The organism is Streptomyces sp. NPDC001902, assembly GCF_042891295.1.
In the GTDB taxonomy this organism is placed as follows: Bacteria; Actinomycetota; Actinomycetes; order Streptomycetales; family Streptomycetaceae; genus Actinacidiphila.
Genome location: NZ_JBIATA010000008.1, coordinates 48,754 through 67,146, shown reverse-complemented (window position 1 = coordinate 67,146; position 18,393 = coordinate 48,754). Strand labels below are relative to the sequence as shown.

Genomic DNA, 18,393 nt, shown 5'->3' with positions numbered 1-18,393 from the left:
GCTCATATGCAGCGAAACTTGCCATATCGGGAGAATCGTAACTACGCGCGAGGTTGGCGACCTTCGGCCGATCCGCTCGTTGGGCCGTCCGTGGCCCCGCGGGCACAGCCGCCACCCCTGGCACGAGGACCTCTCGCACGCATCCGACCGCCGAGCCTGCGGCGGACACCGCCCAACCCGGGCGGCGGCCCGGCGCCGGCAGCCCGACGGAGGCGGTGGAGCGGCACCGCGAGACCACGGAACGGGGCGTCCACGGATCACGGTCTCGAGATCGGCCGCCATGAACCGTGCCACGTCGAGAAGGAGTTCGTGGCACGCCTCGACGGCGTTCGCCCCCGTGCCCTTCGCGGCGACGGCGGCCGGGGTTCTCGCCCTGTCGTGATCCCGACAGCGGGCGGAAAGACGCCGCTGTTCCACTCTCGTTTCCCGGCCCGTTGAATCGTTTAACTCGCTAGCATGCGGCGGACATTGGATGGATCTAACGTGAAGGATCCCCTGTGAGACCGCTCTTCCCGGGCCGAACCGGCCTGCCGATCGTCGCGGGCGTCGCGGCAATGCTGATGGCGATCCCACCGGCGTCTGCCAGTGACCACGCCACCCCCTCCTCCTCGACGGACAACGTGGTCGTGACCGGCCGGGCCCACTCGGGCTCCAGCCCGCGCACCGTCACCCTCATCACCGGCGACCGGGTCACCGTCACGCCGGGCGGCGACGGTCGTGCCTCCGTCACCGTGCAGGGCCCCGGCGGCCACCGCGCGGACGCCCGCATCACCACGCAGAACGGCGACACCTACGTCTACCCGTTCGCCGCCGAGCGGTACGTGGCGGCCGGACTGCTCGACACCGACCTCTTCAACGTCACGCGGCTCATCGCCGACGGTTACGACGACGACCGGTCCAAGGGCCTTCCCGTCATCCTGACCTACTCCTCCGACGCCCGGCGCAAGCTCGCGGCGCCGTCCCTCCCCGACGGGGCCACCGGCGCACGCGCGCTGACCAGCATCGACAGCACCGCCACCACCCAGGACCACGACCAGGCGGCGGAGTTCTGGGCCGACCTGACCGGCCGGCCCACCCCGCAGGCGGCCGCGAAGGCGGCGGCGAGCGGCCCCGCCCTGTCCGGCGGCGTACGCAAGGTGTGGCTCGACGGCAAGGTCAAGGCCGACCTCGCCGACAGCGTCGCCCAGATCGGCGCCCCCGAGGTGTGGGCCGGGGGCGACACGGGCCAGGGCGTGGACGTCGCCGTCCTCGACACCGGTTACGACACCGGCCACCCCGACCTCGACGGCGTCGTCGCCGACTCCCGCAGCTTCGTGCCCGGCGAGGACGTCGACGACCACCACGGCCACGGCACCCACGTGGCGTCCACCATCGCGGGCAACGGCGCCGCGTCCGGCGGCAAGGAGAAGGGCGTCGCCCCCGGCGTGCGGCTGCACGTGGGCAAGGTCCTCAGCAACGCGGGCAGCGGTTCCGACTCCTGGATCATCAGCGGCATGGAGTGGGCCGCCCGTGAGGCCAAGGCCCGCGTGGTCAGCATGAGCCTCGGCAGCGACCAGCCCACCGACGGCACCGACCCGATGAGCCAGGCGGTCAACGAACTCAGCGCCGAGACGGGCGCGTTGTTCACCATAGCCGCCGGCAACGCCGGCCCGTACGAGGGCACCGTGGCCGCGCCCGGCGCCGCCGACGCCGCGCTCACCGTCGGCGCCGTCGACTCCTCCGACGCCATCGCGGACTTCTCCAGTCGCGGCCCCCGCTTCCGGGACGACGCGATGAAGCCGGAGATCACCGCCCCCGGTGTCGACATCCTGGCGGCCCGCTCCCAGTGGGCACCCTTCGGGACGGGCTCGTACGCCACCCTCAGCGGCACCTCGATGGCCACCCCGCACGTCGCGGGCGTGGCCGCCCTGGTGGCGGCCGAGCACCCGGACTGGAACGGGGCCCGGATCAAGGACGCCCTGGTCTCCACGTCCGTCGCGACCCCGGACATCCCCGCGGACTCCGGCGGCAACGGACGCGTGGACGCGGTGGCCGCGACCGGCAGCACCCTCGTGGCCACCGCCACGGCCGACGCCGGCATCCACCCCCCGGGCGGCGCTTCCGGCGGGACCGTGACCCGTACCGTGGAGTGGGCCAACTCCGGTGACACCGCGGTCACCGTAACCCCACGGGTGGACGCGCCGGGGGCACCCGAGGGTCTGTTCACTGTGACGGACCGTCAACTCACCGTGCCCGCCCACGGCACCGCCTCCACCACCGTGACCACCGCGCTCGACCGGGCCCCTGCGGGATCCCGCTTCACCGGGCATGTGGAGGGCGTCGTCGACGGCAAGGCCGCCACGCGCACCCTGCTCGCGGTCAGCACCCGGGACGAGTACCACCACCTGCGCGTGCACGTCACCGACCGCGCCGGCGACCCGCTGGTCGGCCTGGTGATGTACCAGCGCAAGGGCGACGAGTTCGCGCAGGCCCTCTACACCGACCTCGACGGCGTGCTGGACACCGTCGTCCCGCCGGGCACGTACACCGTCTGGACCTGGGGCGCCGTCCGCGGCGTCCACGGCGAGTCCTCCTTCGGCCGGGCGCTGCTGGCCCGCACCGGCGTCGTGGTCGCGGACGCCGACACCGATGCGACGCTGGACGGGACGAAGCTGCGCAGGACCCAGGTCGTCACGCCGAAGACGTCCACGGACAGCGACATCCGCATGGACTTCAGCCAGTCCTTCAAGGACGGCTCCCCGGCGATCACCGACACCGCGACCGTCGGCGACGGCTTCGACAGCGTGTGGGCGCTGCCCATGCCGAAGGCCTCCGGGGGCGACCTGGCGTACACGGTGCGCTGGCGCATGCAGCAGCCGCTGCTGGCCCTGTCCTCCGGCGACCAGGTCTTCGACGACCTGTGGCTCCAGCCCGGTTCCGGGCGCCCGGCCGAGGGCACCAAGACCCTGCCCGCCGTGTTCGCGGGCAACGGCACCGCGGCGGAGTACGCGGCCGCCGGCGCCAAGGGCAAGGTGGCGGTGGTCCGCTTCGTGGCGGACGACGACGACCGGGTCGCCGCCGCGGCGGCCGACGACCAGTTCACCGCCGCGCAGAAGGCCGGCGTCGCGCTGCTCGTCGTGGTGAACGACCAGAACGGCCGGCTGCGGGAGCCCGTCCGCCGCACCGACCTGGTCATCGCGGGAGTCTCCCGGACCGAGGGCGAGACCCTGATCGGCCGTATCCAGGACAGCCGTACCGGCTCGGTGCCGATGCGCGTCGTCGGCCACGCCGAGACGGACTACCTGTACGACCTGGTGCACACCTGGCACGGCACGATCCCGCAGACGCAGGCCTACGCGCCCGCCGAACACCGACTGGCCAGGGTCGACGTCGGCTTCCGCAACGAACCCGGCACGGAGGTCGACGAGTTCCGCTACGACATCCAGCCCTACCTCGGGGTCAAGGTCGGCGGCACCCGGCTGTCGACGGCGGGCGCCGAGCGCACCGACTGGGTCACCCCGGCCGGTGAGGCGACCTGGATGGAGGAGGCCGCCAACGGCATCCGCTCCATCCAGTTCTCCGGGCTGGTCGGCTACCCGGCGGGGCGCACCACCGACGTCCAGTGGTTCGGCCCCGTCGAGCACCCGCGCCTCAACGAGAGCCAGTGGCTGCCCCGGCGCAGCGGTGACGCGCTCGACGTGACCATCCCGGCCTGGGGCGACGGCGGCCGCGACCACGCGGGTGTGGTCGGGCCGGGCACCACCTCCCAGGTGAACGAGCTCTACCGGGGCGGCGATCTGGTCACCCGCACCGAGGGCGGCTGGCTGGGCGGGGACGTCCCGGCGGCCTCGGGCCGGTACCGGCTGGTGACGTCCACCGAGCGGACGGAGGGGTACCCGTACTCCACCGCGACCCGCACCGAGTGGGGCTTCACCTCCGCGACGCCGCGCACGGACGACCCGCAGGTGCTCCCGCTGCTGCAGCTCGACTACGGGATCCGCACCGACGCGGCCGGCGCCGCGCGACGCGACGCCGAGCTCACGGTCAGCGCTTCCCCGCTGCCGGGTGCGTCGGCCGGGCGGGTCGGCACCGACGCGGTGGAGGTCTCGTACGACGACGGCCGGACGTGGCACAAGCTCGCGCTGCGCGGCGCGGACGACGGCGCCGCCCGCGTCCGTCTGGACGCGCCGCGGCGGGCCGAGTTCCTGTCGCTGCGCGTGCGTGCCTCGGACAAGCGGGGCGACACGGTGACGCAGACGGTGATCCGGGCGACCGGTCTGGCCTGATCCGCGTCCGCACGAAGCGCGGCCGGTCCCTCCGCACGGAGGGGCCGGCCGCGTCGCCGTTGCCCCGGAGCTCCCCTCGTTGCCCTGACCCGGCAATCCGGCGCGTCCCACGCTGCCGGTCGCGGGCCTGAGCGGCCCACGGCCCGACGTGGTCGGATGGGCACGCGGGGGTCGCACGGGGGTGGGGAGACGCAGTGGGATCGGCGGAACAGAAGTCACCGGCCTGGACATGGCTGCTGATCGCCGTGGCGGCGCTGGCCATAGGGGTGGCGATGGTCTTCCTGACGCGCGGTGCGCTGGAGCGGGAGCGGGAGTTCCGCGCGGCGCCGCCGTGCGTCTCCGTACCCGTCGAGGTGTCGGACTGCCGGTGGGAGCAGTCGTTCACCGTGCGGTCGGTGGACACGCACAGCGGTGAGCGGGAGTCGCCCGAGGCGGAGTTGTCGTTGCCGTCCGGCAAGCCGTGGCACCTGACCTTCCGTTGGCCCGGTCCCGTGCTGTCGCAGTTGGAGCCGGGCGACAAGGTCGTCGGCCTGATCTGGCGGGGGCAGGTCGTCGACGTACGGAATGCCGCGGGGACGTGGCAGGAGACGAGCGACGGGCCTCTGGAGTGGCCCGAGGACCGCCTCGGCGGCGCGCTCGCCGGCCTCTCGTTCGGCCTGGTGGGGCTCGTCGGGGCGCTGTGGTCGCTCTTCGCGCCGGGGCCGCGTCACGCGAACGCGGCGAAGGCCGTGCTGTGGCACGGCGTCGCCATGGGCGTCACGGCGATCGTGACGCTCTGGGTGCAGGCGGACAACGACTGGCCGATGTGGTCGATCCCGGCGGTCTGGGGGCCGCTGGCGCTGGCGCTGCTGGCCTCCGCGGTGGCCTTCGCCGTGGCGGGGCTCCGCGGCGGACTCGACGACGACGCCCCGTCCGCCGCTCGCTCGCGCCGGAAGCCGAAGAGCCTGCCGGGCGGGCCCTTCGGGCCGGGGGCCGTACGTCCTTGATCCGGCCGCCCGGAACGGACCGGTGCCGGCCGGCCCCCTCGTGACGAGGGGGCCGGCGCCGTCGCGTGCGGTCCCGTCAGCCGATGGTGACGAGGGTTCCCGCCGCGTTGGGGTAGCCGATGTAACCGGTGGCGGGACGGTCGGCGGGGACGCCCTTCCACGAGGCGGTCAGCGTCAGCGGGACGCCGGGCTTCGTGGCGGGATGCTCCGGGGTCACCGTGAAGGTGCCGGCCGTCGCCGGGCTGTCCGGGCCGATCAGGTTGGCCTGGAAGGAGAAGGGGATCTCCGTCAGCTCCGGCTGGCTGCCCAGCGTCACGACGATGGCCAGGTAGGTGCCCGCCTTCATGCTCGGCAGGCTCACCACCGGCCTGGTCTGGTCGAGCGCCAGGTCCCCCACGACGTAAGGCGTCTGGCCGTCGCCCGGGTCGTACGCGAGCAGCAGGGACAGCTTGGCCTCGGGATTGTCCGGGGTCACGAAGAACTGCCCGGCCTGGGTGCCCTCAGGCACCGTGAACGTGAAGTCCTGCTCGGGCTTGTCCGTGGACACCGTGTTGTGGACCGGGGTGGCCGCGACGGGTCCGCGCGGGGTCACCGGGAGGGACGTCGTGCCGGGGGTCACCTGGAAGGAGACGCTGCCGCTGCCGGCGGGACCCGTCACCTGCGCCGGGGCCAGCAGGCTCCACGGGGTGAGGACGACCGGGCTGCGCACGGCGGTGCGGCCGTGCCGCCAGGTGAGGTCGCCGGTCACCGTCTCGCCGGACCTTCCCGTCGTCAGCTGGAAGGTGACGGTGAAGGTGGCCTTCTGCCCGGCCTTGCGGAAGTGCAGCACGGACGGGTGGACGGTGGCCTTGACCCCTGGCACCGAGACGGAGGCCCGGTACGTACCCGGGTCCACGGCGGTGACGGTCCGGGTCACCGTCTGGGAGCCGACCATCTGACCGACGGCGATCGTCGGGTAGTTGAGGTCGCTGGGGTCGACGGCCCTCACACCGCTGCCGGTGTCGACACCGAGCCCCTCCAGGTAGGCGAGCCAGTCCTTCTCCGTGGAGTCGTAGACCAGGCCCGGCTCGAACATGCCGGCCGGCCGCACCTCACCGGCGCCCTGCGCGAACAGGTCGGTGTTCTTCGCGCCGGTCGCCGTCTTCGTGTCGACGGCGGTCGTCATCATGGCGGACTTCACCGCCATCGGGGACCACGTGGGGTGCTCGGCGAGGTAGAGCGCCGCGAGGCCGGCGATGTGCGGGGTCGCCATCGAGGTGCCGGTCATGAAGTCGTAGTCGTGGCCGAAGTTGGAGGCGGGCGCCACGGCCGCGAGGATGCCGACGCCCGGGGCGGCGATGTCGGGCTTGAGCAGGTCGCCGTTGTTCGTGGTCGACGGTCCGCGCGAGGAGAACGGCGCGATCTGCGGGTACGGCTGGCCGGTCGTGCCGCCCGGGAGCAGGCTCACCTCGGCCCCGGCGGTGGCGGCGTACGCCCGGACGTCGGTGGCACCGGGGGTGTTGAGGTGCACCGTGGGCACCGCGTGCAGGTCGCCGTCGGTGTCGAGGTCGCTGACGTTGACCAGGACCATGCCGACGCCGCCGGCCCGCTGCACCTCGTGGGACTTGTCGACGCGCGGGTTGACCCCCCGGTCGCAGACGACGATCGCGCCGGCGGCCTTCGCCGGGTCGAGGGTGCCGTCCTGGCACAGGGCGGCGTCGGTCGTCGAGGCACCGGGGTTCTTCACCTTCTCGGCCAGTACAAGGGGCTTCGGGCCGAGCGGGGAGTCCACGGTGGTGCTTCCGCCGACGTAGGTGTCGCCGTTGCCGAGGCGCACGGTGGCCTCGTAGGGCGCCAGCGTGCTCGCGGCCACCGTGGTCGTCCACGGGGCGACGTTGTCGGCGGAGGAGACCTCGGGGCCGGAGTTGCCGGCCGCGGTGGCGACGAAGACGCCCGCGGCCGCGGCGGTGCGGAAGGCCGCCTGGACCGGGGAGTCCGGCGCGGTCTCGACGATCGAGCCCGCGGAGTAGTTGAGGACGTCGACGCCGTCGGCGACCGCCTGGTCGACGGCCGCGACGATGTCGGAGGTCATGCCGCCGCTGTCGCCGGCCGCCTTGCCGGTCCAGAACGCCTTGTAGACGGCGATCGTGGCGGCCGGCGCGACGCCGGAGACCTCGCCGAGCCGGCGCCCCTCGACCGTGACGTCGACGCCGCTGTTGCCCGCCGCGGTGGACGCGGTGTGCGTGCCGTGGCCCTCGCCGTCCCGTGCGGAGACGTAGTCCGCGCGGCGCTCCGGTGGCACGCGGGCCAGCCATGCGTCGCCGAACCAACGGGCGCTGATCAGCTTGCTGTTGCAGGCACCGGCGGTGAACTCCTCTCCGGCCTGGCAGGTTCCGGTGAAGGTGCCGCCGTCCGCCTTCCGCATGACAACCTTGTCGCCCTTGCGGTAGGGGCGGTACGGGTCCTTGGCGGTGGGCCGCGCGGTGCCCAGCGGTGCGGCCGTGAAGGAGCGGCTCTCGGGCCAGATGCCGGTGTCGATGTCGCCGACGACGACACCGCGGCCGGCCTTCTTGGCGCCACCGAGGGCGGACCACAGCCCGTGCCGCCCGGTGAGCCCCAGGAAGTCCTGGGAGTTGCGGTCGTCGGAGACCTTGTTGAGGGTGTCGGGCGCGACCGACAGCACGCCGGGGGCCTTGGAGAGTTCCGCCACCTGCGCGGCGGACAGATCGGCGGTGAAGCCGTTGGTGACCACCGCGTACTGGCGCTTGATCCGTGCGCCCACCGAGGCGGCCGTGGCGCGCTGGGCCTCGGTGAGGTGCGCGCGGTAGCGCACGGCGTCCGCGTCGGCCAGGTCGACCTTGGCGCCCGGCGCCGGGGCGGTGCCGGGTATGCCGTCGACTCCGCCCCGGTAGGCCGCGATCGGCCGGTCGGCGAGGGTGACGATGTAGCGGCCGGCGGCGAGGTGGCCCGCCACGGGGACCGGCCTGGGACCGGCGGCGGGAGCGGGGGGAGCGGCCTGGGAGGGCACGGCGGACGAAAGGGCCAGTGCGACGGCGGTGGCCGCCACCAGGGCGGCCGGTCTGGTGCGTGACTTCGAGGTCACGTTCGGTCCTCCAGAGGGAAGAGGCCAGGGACATCACTGCGCGTCCCGGGCGCGGCGGGGTGCACGGGGGCCGATGCGGGACCGCCGCTCCGCGGTACGGGTGTTGGCAACGATTCAAAAGTGAACGGCCCACGGCGGGTTGATGTCCAGATAATCTTGTGGCGTCTTCGGACAGCTGGCGGACCACGCCACCACGAGGAGCGCGTACGTGCTGCAGGCCCTGGGTATCAGCCGGTTCGACGAGGAGGTCTACCGCGCCTTCCTGGCCCGGGCGGACCTCGGTCCCACGGAGTACGCGAGAACCGCCGGGGTCCCTCCGGACCGCGTCCGTCGCGCCGTGGCCCGGCTGGCCGGGCTCGGTCTGCTGCGCCGTGACGGCAGCGGCGGGTACCGCCCCGTGGGTCCCGCCACCGCGCTCACCGCCCTGCTCGACCAGCGGCGGCTGGAGGCCGAGGCGGCCTTCACCGGGCTGCGGTCGGTCGTCGACGACCTCGCCGAGGAGTACCGGGCCGGACGGCTGCGCAGCGATCCGGGCAGCCTGGTGGAGGTGCTGTCGGGACGCGACGTGGTCGCGCCGCGCATCGACGAGCTCAACCGCTCGGTCAGCACGCACATCTGGGTCCTCGACAAGCCGCCGTACCTGGACCGCGCGGACGGGCTCCCCCACACCAACGAGGCCGAGAAGGCGTCGACCGCCGCCTGGGCCCGCCGCGGCGTCGACGTCCGCTCGGTCTACTGCCCGGAGTCCATGGAGCGGCCCGGCCGTTTCGAGACGGTGCTGGAGATGGCGGCGCTCGGCGAGCAGGCCCGGATCCTGCCCAGCCTCCCTTTCAAGCTGCACATCATTGACCGCCGGGTGGCCCTCGTCCCTCTGGTCGGCGGGGTCTACGACAGCCTCGCCGTGGTGCACCCCTCGGGTCTGCTGGATGCCCTCATCGAGCTGTACGAGGCGTACTGGGAGCGGGCCGAGCCGATCGGCGCACCGGCACCGGCGGCCGGCGAGGAGGTCCCCACCCCGGAGGAGGTCGCCTTGCTGACGATGCTCCGTGCCGGGCTCAAGGACCAGGCGATCGCCCGTCAGCTGGGGCTGAGCACACGGACGGCGACGCGCCGCATCGCCGCGCTCATGGCACGGCTGGATGCGACGACGCGTTTCCAGGCCGGGGTGGAAGCCGGCGCCCGTGGCTGGATCTGATCCTTCCTGGCGACACATCGCACCGAACCGATCACAAGCGGCCAAGTGCACGCGGAGCGGGCCGAGTCGGGTCACCATCGGTCCATGAACGCATCCGCGACCGCCGCCCTCACCCCGCTCCCCGACGGAGTCTGGTCCACCCTGTCCACCGCCCGCGAGGCGTACCGCGCCGCGGTCCCGGCCGCGTACGACGAGGTGCTGACGGAGGTCGCGGAGCGCGCCCGGGACACCGGCAGCCTGGGCAAGACCGACATCGCCGCGCTGGTGGTGTGGAAGCGGCTGCAGGCGAGCACCGCGTGGGTCGTCGAGCTGATGAACCTGCGCGACGCGGAGGTCCGGGCCGTCACCGCCGAGGCCGTGCACGCGGTCCGCGACCAGGACGCCCCGCGCGGCGCGGCCGCCCGCCGCGGCCGCAAGGCCCTGCTCGGCCTGCCCGGCTGCCGCCACGGCGACGCACTGGCCTCGGCGCTGCTCACGGCCGCCGCGCCGGACCGGATGGCCGTCTACGACCGCCGCGCGCAGTTCGGCCTGGAGCAGCTGGGCTACCAGCTGACGCCGGCGCCGGGCCGTTACGGCCGCTACATGGACCTCCTCGACGACCTCCTCGTCCGCTCCGGCCCCGACGCGGACGGCTGGACCGCCCGCGACGTGGACACGGCCCTGTACTGGCTCGGCCGTCAGGCCACGGCCCCCGGGGACCCCGAGGAGGGGTAGGCGGACCGGCGCGGCGGCGCGTCGCTCGCCTCGGCCGGCCCCCTCGCGTGTTCACCGGGAGCGCCGCGCCCGGCAGTGCACCACGCTCCCCTGTCGGCGCCCGGCCCTACGGTGTACCGGGTGATGACCACCTCGTCCGTCGTCGGGCAGTTCGACCTGTGCTCGGATCAGTCCACGTTCCCCGACCTGTCGAACGGCTACTACTACCCGGTCGACGCCCGGATCCACCTGTTCGGCGACTCGACTCGCTGGGCGATGGTGGCCGAACTGCTGGGGTACTGCCCGCGGGCCGGCAACGTCACCGACGTCGTGCACCGGTTCGGCAACTGCCTGACGCGTGGCGAGCCGGGGTTCGGCGAGTTCCTCGACCGGGTGGACAACATGGAGGAAATCGCCCTCGGCGACGACGAGGTGTACGCCGGAGGGGTTCCGGTGATGGTGCGCGGGCAGGCACTTGCGGTCGCCGCCCCCGCCGGAACACCACTGGAGGAGGTGTTCCGGCTGCTGGCGCCCGCGCACCGCGCGCTCTTCCTGGCCGACGACGCCGAACTGCGCGCCGGTGTTCCCGACGACCTGCCGGTGCTGCTGCGGCTGGACGAATGGCACCAGCCGGAGGACTTGGGGGACGTCACGCCCGGAGGGTGCGAGGCGTTCCGGATGATGGCCGAGGTCCTGGACTCCGGCGACCCGTCCCGCTACCGGCCGACGCTTCCCCCCAACACCCACTGGTCCCACTGGCCCGACGCCGGAACGCTGTAGGCCGGCCGACGGCACCGGGCCGGCACGGCGGGCCGGGGCGGGGCGCAGGCCCGGTCAGTCGGCCTGCCGTACCTCGATCAGGAGGGCCTGCTCGGGGTTGAGTTGCGGCATCGGCAGTCCGGCGGCGGTGAGCAGCGTGCCGGGGAGGGTGAGGCGGTCGTCGATCGCCTCGGTGAGCCAGGCCGGGCCGCCCGTCTGGTGGAAGGACGGCAGGCCGATGTCGGTGCGGACACGTACGCGGTAGCGGCGGGCGGGGGCGAGGCCGGGCAACGGCACCCGGCCGGACTGGCCCTCGGGGGAGGTCGCCACGCGGGCCCAGCAGTAGAGCGCGGCCGTACCGTCGTGGGCGACGACGCCGTGCAGCAGCGTCGCGTCCCCCGGGAGGTCGGCGCGGACGGTGCGCCCGCCGTGCAGCAGCGGGCGCAGTTCCCGGTACAGGGCCGTCCACGCCGTGAGCCGGGCCCGTTCCTCCGGGGTGCAGCGGGTGATGTCCTGTTCGATGCCGGGGTGGCCGAAGAGCGCGGTGGCCAGGCGGAAGGTGTCGGAGCCGACGCGTGCGGTGGTGTGGCTGGGGGTGGGGCCCACGTGGGCGCCGACCAGTTCGGGGGGCAGCAGTTGGCCCGTCCAGCGCTGGATGGACTGCCGTTCCACGGGGTCGTTGCAGTCGGAGGCCCACACCCGGTCGGTCCGGGCGAGGACGCCCAGGTCGACGCGGCCGCCGCCGCTGGCACAGCTCTCGATCTCCAGGGCCGGGTGGCGCTGCCTGAGGGTGTCCAGCAGTCGGTAGAGCGCCTCGACCTGGGCGTGCGCCACCGGGCGGTCGGCCGGGCCGCTCACCGCCTCGTGCACCTCGCGGTTGTGGTCCCACTTGAGGTAGGCGATGCCGTACTCCCCGATCAGGGCGTCCAGCGCTCCCAGCAGGTGGGTGACGACGCCGGGGTGGGAGAGGTCGAGGACGTGCTGGTGGCGGGCCGGTGGGCCGGCGCCGCGCGCGGGGGCGAGGACCCAGTCGGGGTGCTCGCGGGCCAGGTCCGAGTCGAGGTTGACCATCTCGGGCTCGACCCACAGGCCGAACTCCATGCCCAGGGAACGCACGTGGTCGGCGAGCGGCGCCAGCCCGGCGGGCCACACCTCCCGGTCGACCGTCCAGTCGCCGAGCCCCGCGCGGTCGCAGCGGCGGCCGCGGAACCAGCCGTCGTCCAGGACGAAGCGCTCCACGCCGACCTCGGCCGCGCGGTCGGCGAGCCGCAGGAGGCGTTCCGGGTCGTGGTCGAAGTAGACCGCCTCCCAGCTGTTGAGGATGACGGGGCGCGGGCGGCGCGGGTGACCCGGGCGGTCCCGGAGCAGGGTGTGGAAGCGGTCGGCGAGGCCGTCGAGCCCGGTGCCGGACCAGGCGTAGTGGCAGACGGGCGTGCGGTGGGTGTCGCCGGGTGCGAGCCGGACCTCGCCGGCGCGCAGCAGTTCGCCGCCGCCGAGCACGGCGGCGTGGACGCCGGCGCCCTCGGGCAGTTGCTCGACGAGGTAGCGCTGGTCGCCGCTCCACGCGACGTGCAGGCCCCACACCTCGCCCTCGCGGAAGCCGAAACCGGGCACGCCGACGGCCACGAGGTAGGGCGAGTCCAGGCCGGGCTTGCCGCGCCGGACCTCACGGGCGTAGGTGCCGTGGGCGAGGGGGCGGCGCTGCGGGGAGCGTTCGCGGCTCCACTTGCCGGTGAAGTCGAGGATCTCGCCGGCCCGGCGGGGCAGCGGGAGCAGCGCGGTGACCTGCGCGAGGTCGTACGGGGCCGGGTCCGCCGTCCGCTGCCGGGTGATCTCGCTGTGGACGGCGAGCACTCCGGAGGGCTCCAGCCGGTAGGTGATCGTGATGTCGAGCCCCGCCACCGCGTCGGTGAGGGAGACGGCCAGTTCGCCGCCCTCGGCGTCCTGGCGGACGGCGGTGCCCGTCGTGGTCAGGCGGGGGGCGGCGGCACCGCCGTCGAGGTGCCCGTGGTGCGCGGGGGTGCCGGCCCAGCCGTCCGCCTCGGTGGGCCAGACGGTGAAACGGCGCGGGACGTCGGGGGAGTTGTTGAGGACGGCGGGCTCGGCGGTCAGGCTGAGGGCGGCGAGGTCGTCGGCGGACAGCGGGCCGAGGTCGGCCCCCCAGTGGAGGACCCTGGGCACCGGCTCGGTGAGTTCGACGACGAACGCGGTGCCGGCCGCGCGCAGCGGGACGATCCGCGCGGTGGTGTCTGCCATGAGGGGGGAGTCCTTTCGGTGTGCCCCGCCGCCGGACGGCCTTGGGGTCGGGGCCGTCCGGCGGCGGGGGCTCGGTTCGCTGCCGGTGGCTCAGTTCTTCGCGAGGAGGGTCTTGCTCTGGTCCTGCATGTCCGCGAAGACGGAGTCGTCCTTCTGCCCGGCGAAGTAGGCCTCGAAGAGCGGGTTCAGGGCGTCCTGCACCGCGGCGCCGTTGCCGTAGACCGGGGACGGGTAGAGGACCTTGTCCTTCAGCATGCTGGTGAAGACCGACAGGTCGACGCCGTCACCGGCCAGGGCCTTCGTCGCGGCGTCCATGGAGGCGGGGATGGACGGGAAGAACGTGCCGGTGCGGGCGGCCTTGGACTGGCAGTCCTCGGAGCCCATGTAGGACACCCACTTCCAGGCCAGCTCGGGGTTCTTGGTGCCCGCCCAGATGTTGTTGCCGTTGGAGTTGCTCATCACCGCGCGGGTCTTGCCGTCGGGGCCGTACGGGGGCGCCGCGACGCCGGTCTTGACGCCGGGGATCTTGGCGAAGGTGGAGGCGGACCAGGAACCGCCCATCTCCATCGCCACCTTGTGGGAGGACAGCAGGTCGACGTCGCTGACGCTTGAGGTGAACTCGCCGATCTTCGGCGCGTACCCCTTCTCCGTCAGGGAGCGGGCCCAGTTGAGCGTCTTCACCAGACGCGGGTCGCCGTAGTTGAAGACCGTGGGCCAGCTCTCCTTGTCGCCGAGCCGCCACCCGGTGCTGGAGGCGAACGGGCTCCAGGAGGTCTGGCCGATGAAGTCCTTGGCCGCGATCTGGCCGAAGCCGAAGGTCTTGACGTGGCCCTTGTCGAAACCGGGCTGGTCGCCGCGGCGCCCCTTCTCGTCGACGGTGAGGTGGGCGATCATCTTGCCGAACTCGCCGCCGTCGTCGGGGTTCCACGTCACGGAGTCGACGTCGCTCTTGCTGTAGCCGGCCTTGGCCAGGGCGTCCTGGTCGTAGTAGAGGCCGGCCGCGGCCCAGTCCAGCGGCAGCGCGTACTGCTTGCCGTCGGTGAACTTCCAGGCGTTCACCCCGACGGAGAAGCGGGACAGGTCGAACTTGTCCTTGGCGATGAAGTCGTCCATCGCCAGCAGCTGGTGCTGGCCGGCGTAGGCCTGGAAGAACTGGACGCTGTTCTGGAAGGCGTCGGGGGCGTTGCCCGCGACGAAGCCGGCGGTCAGCTTGGTGAAGTAGTCGTCGACGTTGTACTGCGAGATCTTGACGGTCGTGCCGGGGTTGGCCTTCTCGAAGTCCGCGGCGCAGGTCTTGTACGCGGCGGCCTGCTTGTCGTCCCAGGTCCACCAGTTGACGGTCTGCGAACCGCCGCCCGCGGAGTCCGAGCCGGAGGAGCAGGCGGACAGCACCGCGGCGAGGGTGAGCGTGGCCCCGAGCGCGACGACTCTGCGAATTCTCATGATTCCTTCTTTCGGGACGGTTCCTGGTGAGGGTGGTGGGACGACGTCTTGAGGAGTGCGCGGAACGCGCTCAGGGCGAGGACCAGGTCCTCGGGTCCGCCGGCGTCGTGGCCGTTGAACTCCCACAGCCGCATCTGCCGCGGCCCGCCGTAGAGGTGGTAGGCGGCGAGGGTGGTGGCCGGCGGGCACACCTCGTCGCGCAGTCCGGCGGAGAACCAGGCGGGCGCGGTGGCACGGCGGGCGAAGGCGAGGCCGTCGAAGTAGCCGAGGGTCCGGAAGGTCTGCTCGACCCGGTCCCGGCGGGCGCCGAGGTAGCCGATGAGCTCCGCGTACGGCTGCTCGCCGCTGAGCCGGGTGGCCTGCCGGACGTCGCACAGGAACGGCGCCTGGAAGTGCGCGGCGCGCAGTCCGGGGACGAGTCCCGCGACCGCCAGGGCGATGCCGCCGCCCTGGCTGGGTCCGGTCACCGCGACGCGGTCGGGGTCGGCGTGCGGCGAGGTGCGCAGGGCCTCCACGGCGCGGACGGCGTCGGTGAAGACGCGGCGGTAGACGTAGGTGTCCTTGTCCTCGATGCCGCGGGTGAGGAACCCGGGGTGCGAGGGGCCGCTGCCGACCGGGTCGCCGGTGGCGCCGCCGCCCGCCCAGGCACCGCCCTGGCCGCGGGTGTCCACCAGCAGGTGGGCGTACCCCGCGGAGGCCCACAGCAGGTCCTCGACGGGGGCGCCGCGTCCGCTGCCGTAGCCGTGGAACTGCACAACCGCGGGCAGGGGGCCGCTGCGGTGGCGCGGCAGCCGCAGCCAGCCGTGCACCGGGTAGCCCCCGAAGCCGGGGAACACCGCGTCGTAGACGTCCACGGTCTCCAGGTCGGTCTCGACCGGGGTGAGCTCCAGCCGGGGCTCGTGGACGCGGGCGGCGTCCAGGGTGTCCTTCCAGAAGGCGTCGAAGTCGGCGGGCTCGCGGTAGCTGCTGCGGTAGGCCCACAGCTCGGGGACGTCGTTCTCGGTCAGCACGGCCGGGCCTCCCCGCACGAGGTGAGGTCGGCGTCGAGGGTGACGGCGGTGCCGGTGGCGACGTGCACCCGGACGGCGCGGTCGCGGTGGCGGACCGTCACCGGTTCGGCGTCGTCCCCGGCGTGCCGGCGCAGCGTCACGGAGGTGAGGGCGCCGTCGCGCCAGGCGAAGCCGGCGGCCAGGCCGCCGCGGCAGCGCAGGTCGGCGGGCTCGCGGTAGCTGCTGCGGTAGGCCCACAGCTCGGGGACGTCGTTCTCGGTCAGCACGGCCGGGCCTCCCCGCACGAGGTGAGGTCGGCGTCGAGGGTGACGGCGGTGCCGGTGGCGACGTGCACCCGGACGGCGCGGTCGCGGTGGCGGACCGTCACCGGTTCGGCGTCGTCCCCGGCGTGCCGGCGCAGCGTCACGGACGTGAGGGCGCCGTCGCGCCAGGCGAAGCCGGCGGCCAGGCCGCCGCGGCAGCGCAGGTCGGCGGCCTCGCCGTCGGGCCACTGCGCCGGGAGCGCGGGGAGCAGGTGGACGGTGCCGTCGTGGCTCTGCAGCACCATCTCGGTGAGCGCGGCCATGAAGCCGTAGTTGCCGTCGATCTGGAACGGCGGGTGGGTGGAGAAGAGGTTGGGGAGCAGGCCGCCCCACTCCGAGCCGTCGACGGGCGCGTCGGTGTCCGGGTCGCCGTCGAACGGGCGGGTCGCCTCGAGGAGGAGCGAGCGGGCCGTGGCGGCGTCGCGCAGCCGGGCGCGCAGGGCGATCTTCCACGCCCAGGACCAGCCCATCGCGCCGGGTCCGCGGCGGTCCAGCAGGGCCGTCGCGGCGGCGGCGAGTTCCGGGGTGCGGTCCGGGTCGACCTGGCCGAGCGGGTGGACGGTGACCATCTGGGACAGGTGGCGGTGCCGGGGGTCCTGTTCGGGGAGGTCGTCGGCCCACTCCTGCAGCCAGCCGCCCGCGGCGGTCCGCGGCGGGTGCAGCTTCGGCAGCGCGTCGGCGATGCGGCCGTCCAGCGGGGTGTCGATGCCGAGGAGCGCGGCGGTGCGCGCGGTGCGCTCGAGGACGGCCCGGGTGAGGGCCATGTCCATCGCGGAGGAGCGGGTGAGCGAGGCCATGGAGCCGTCGGGGGTGAGGTAGTGGTTCTCGGGCGAGGTGGAGGGGAGGGTGTCCAGCCGGCCGGTGCCGTCGTCCACCAGCCAGTCGAGCAGGAACTCGGCGCAGCCGCTGAGCAGCGGCCAGGCGCGTTCGCGCAGGAAGGCGGTGTCCTGGGTGAACTCCCAGTGGTCCCACAGGTGCTGGGCCAGCCAGGCGCCGCCCATCTGCCAGATCGCCCAGGACGCGGCGCCGTGGCCCATGCCGACGGGCAGGGCCCAGCCCCACATGTCGGTGTTGTGGTGGGCGACCCAGCCGCGGGCGCCGTACAGCTGCTCGGCGACGTCCCGGCCGTGTCCGGCGACGCGGTCCAGGAGGTCGAACAGCGGCTCGTGGCAGGGGCCGAGGCCGGCGGCCTCAGCGCCCCAGTAGTTCATCTGGGTGTTGATGTTGATGGTGTAGTTCGACGACCAGGCCGGGCGAAGGTCGGCGTTCCAGATGCCCTGGAGGTTGGCGGGCGGGCCGGCGTGCGGCCGGGAGGCGGAGGCCAGGAGGTAGCGGCCGAGCTGGAACAGCACGGTCGCGGTGAGGAGTTCGTCGTCGCCGGAGAGGATGTCGCGGGCGACGTCGTAGGTGCCCGAGCGGCGCGGTCCGATGCGCAGCGAGGTGCCGCCGAGGAGTGCGCGCAGCTCGCTCTCGTGGGCCTTGAGCAGGTCCTCGGTGCCGCGTCCGGCGGCCCGGGCGGCGCTGTCCGCGGCGGAGCCGAGGTGGGCGGCGCGGTCGGCGGGGGCGTCGAGGCCCCGCCAGTGACGCAGCGCCTCGGTGGAGCTCGCCACCACCGCGAGGAGCCGGGTGGCGCCGGTGACGCGGAGGGCTGCGCCGTCGGCGGTGACCTCCCCGTCGGTGGCCACGCGCAGGGCGACCGCGCCGAAGGGGTCGTAGCCGGCGACGGGGCCGTCCGCGTACCGCAGCGGCTCCGGGACGTCCGGTTCGTGGGCGGGTGCCCCGTCGACGGGGATCTCCACCCCGAGGACGACCCCTTCGGCGCCGGCGGTGCGGTGCACCTCCCGCAGGGGGGTGGTCAGTTCCAGGCGCAGGTCCACGGTCCCGCCGCGCGCGGCCAGATCGGTGCACAGGGTCCCGTCGGCGGCGTCGGCCCAGGTCCGGCGGCGGACCGAGGTCCCGGAGGGCAGGTCGAAGGCGTCCTCGGCGATCCCGCTGTCGAGGTTGAGGGTGCGGCCCCGGTACGTCGCGTCCCGCGCCCCGGACACCGTCAGCCACAGGTCGGCGTAGGGCAGGTACTCCTGGCTGTACGGGCCCTCGAAGGCCATCAGGAGTTCCTCGGCGCGGTGCGGGTCGCCGGCGCGGAGCGCCTCGCGGACCTCCGCGAGGCGCCGCGGGCCGGCGCCGGCGGCGACGACGTCGGCGAGCGCCTGCGCCGGTCCGCCGGGGGTGCCGGACCACACGGTGGAGTCGTTGATCTGGATCCGGGCACGGTGGGTGCCGCCGAAGACCATCGCGCCGAGCCGGCCGTTGCCGACCGGGGCGGCCTCGTTCCACTCGGCCGCGGGCGCGGGCCAGCCGAGCAGCAGGTCAGTGGGGTTCATGGGGTGCCGTCCTGGTGCGCG

11 protein-coding genes are annotated in these 18,393 nt (G+C 73.9%); 5 read left to right on the top strand and 6 right to left on the bottom strand.

All coding sequences use genetic code 11. From position 1 onward, the window contains the following. Positions 1–497: 497 nt before the first annotated feature. Both ACFYYN_RS15625 and ACFYYN_RS15620 read left to right on the top strand, forming a co-directional pair. Complete coding sequence (locus tag ACFYYN_RS15625) at positions 498–4,265, top strand: S8 family serine peptidase (protein WP_500546226.1); 3,768 nt, start codon at positions 498–500, stop codon at positions 4,263–4,265. Positions 4,266–4,459: 194 nt separating this feature from the next. Next, positions 4,460–5,251, top strand: a complete 792-nt coding sequence (locus ACFYYN_RS15620) for a hypothetical protein (protein WP_500546225.1) — start codon at positions 4,460–4,462, stop codon at positions 5,249–5,251. 76 nt (positions 5,252–5,327) lie between these two features. On the opposite strand, the gene ACFYYN_RS15615 is transcribed toward ACFYYN_RS15620, so the two are convergent. Continuing rightward, positions 5,328–8,333, bottom strand: a complete 3,006-nt coding sequence (locus ACFYYN_RS15615; protein ID WP_500546224.1) for a S8 family peptidase — start codon at positions 8,331–8,333, stop codon at positions 5,328–5,330. A gap of 208 nt (positions 8,334–8,541) precedes the next feature. On the opposite strand from ACFYYN_RS15615, the gene ACFYYN_RS15610 reads away from it, so the two are divergent. From ACFYYN_RS15610 to ACFYYN_RS15600, 3 genes are all read left to right on the top strand, one after another. Beyond that, positions 8,542–9,528 carry a LuxR C-terminal-related transcriptional regulator gene (locus ACFYYN_RS15610; protein ID WP_500546223.1) on the top strand — a complete coding sequence of 329 codons (987 nt, stop codon included), beginning with the start codon at positions 8,542–8,544 and terminating at the stop codon, positions 9,526–9,528. Between the two features lie 84 nt (positions 9,529–9,612). Next, positions 9,613–10,242 (top strand): hypothetical protein, encoded by a 630-nt coding sequence (locus tag ACFYYN_RS15605; protein WP_500546222.1) that lies wholly within the window; start codon positions 9,613–9,615, stop codon positions 10,240–10,242. A 123-nt stretch (positions 10,243–10,365) separates the two neighbouring features. Next, positions 10,366–11,001 carry a DUF7003 family protein gene (locus tag ACFYYN_RS15600; protein ID WP_500546221.1) on the top strand — a complete coding sequence of 212 codons (636 nt, stop codon included), beginning with the start codon at positions 10,366–10,368 and terminating at the stop codon, positions 10,999–11,001. 54 nt (positions 11,002–11,055) lie between these two features. On the opposite strand, the gene ACFYYN_RS15595 is transcribed toward ACFYYN_RS15600, so the two are convergent. The 5 genes from ACFYYN_RS15595 to ACFYYN_RS15575 form a co-directional block, all read right to left on the bottom strand. Further along, positions 11,056–13,236: an alpha-galactosidase gene (locus ACFYYN_RS15595; protein ID WP_500546220.1), complete on the bottom strand. Its 2,181-nt coding sequence runs from the start codon at positions 13,234–13,236 to the stop codon at positions 11,056–11,058. 90 nt (positions 13,237–13,326) lie between these two features. After that, positions 13,327–14,679: an ABC transporter substrate-binding protein gene (locus tag ACFYYN_RS15590; RefSeq protein ID WP_500546219.1), complete on the bottom strand. Its 1,353-nt coding sequence runs from the start codon at positions 14,677–14,679 to the stop codon at positions 13,327–13,329. Continuing rightward, a complete protein-coding gene (locus tag ACFYYN_RS15585) occupies positions 14,676–15,689 on the bottom strand; it encodes an acetylxylan esterase (protein ID WP_500546218.1) in 1,014 nt (337 codons plus the stop codon). Before ACFYYN_RS15585 ends, ACFYYN_RS15590 begins: the two co-directional genes overlap by 4 nt. Continuing rightward, complete coding sequence (locus ACFYYN_RS15580) at positions 15,683–15,955, bottom strand: hypothetical protein (RefSeq protein ID WP_500546216.1); 273 nt, start codon at positions 15,953–15,955, stop codon at positions 15,683–15,685. Before ACFYYN_RS15580 ends, ACFYYN_RS15585 begins: the two co-directional genes overlap by 7 nt. Further along, positions 15,949–18,372 (bottom strand): glycosyl hydrolase family 95 catalytic domain-containing protein, encoded by a 2,424-nt coding sequence (locus ACFYYN_RS15575; protein ID WP_500546215.1) that lies wholly within the window; start codon positions 18,370–18,372, stop codon positions 15,949–15,951. Before ACFYYN_RS15575 ends, ACFYYN_RS15580 begins: the two co-directional genes overlap by 7 nt. Positions 18,373–18,393: the final 21 nt, after the last annotated feature.